The 739-nt window shown below is 63.5% G+C and carries 1 protein-coding gene; it reads left to right on the top strand.

The window, feature by feature from the left end; genetic code table 11:
• Positions 1-107: 107 nt before the first annotated feature.
• Positions 108-739, top strand: a 632-nt coding sequence (locus MJ783_RS04700; RefSeq protein WP_239308689.1) for a nucleoside monophosphate kinase, incomplete at its 3' end; no start/stop codon positions are given.

Here is a 739-nt window from a genome sequence, read left to right as displayed (position 1 = left end):
CCGCGTTCGCGCTGGCGCCCTGCTGCCTGCCAATATCCAGGACACCCGCGCCGACGCATCCGGCGACTATCGTGACGGCTGACACCAGGTATGGCCGGAGGTTGGATGTGCGCAAGTTCGTCATCATGGGCGTCCAGGGAAGCGGGAAGGGCACACAGGCGAAAATGCTCGCTGATGAGCTTGATCTCGTCCATATCAGTGTGGGTGACATATTTCGCTGGAACGTACAGAGTCACACCAAACTGGGTGCCCAGGTCAAACGGATCGTCGCCAGCGGCCACCTGGTCGGGGACGATCTGGTCGAATCTGTCGTCCGCGAACGCCTCGCCAGCCACGACTGGAACTACGGATTCATCATCGACGGTTTCCCGCGCAACGCCCGCCAGGCCGAGTTCTTCCTGGAAAGCTACGACATCGACGGCGTGATCTACCTGGATCTCCCCGATGAGGAGGTCTACCGCAGAGTGCTCGCCAGACGGCTGTGCTCACGGTGCGGGCTGGACTACAACCTCATCGCCAGCCGCCCGCGGGCCGCGGACACCTGTGACGTCTGCGGCGGCCAGCTGCTGACCCGTTCGGATGACAACCCCGAGGCCCTCGGGGTCCGCCTTCGCGAATATCACGAGAAGACCCGGCCGGTGATGGAGATCTTCCAGCGTAAGGAGTACGTGGCGGTCATCGACGCCCGGCATCAGGCCGTCGACGTACAGGCCGAGATCCGCCAGCACTTCGACCTGCC

Source organism: Protofrankia sp. Cj3, from assembly GCF_917627355.1.
In the GTDB taxonomy this organism is placed as follows: Bacteria; Actinomycetota; Actinomycetes; order Frankiales; family Frankiaceae; genus Protofrankia.
This window is presented reverse-complemented; position numbering and strand designations above follow the sequence as displayed.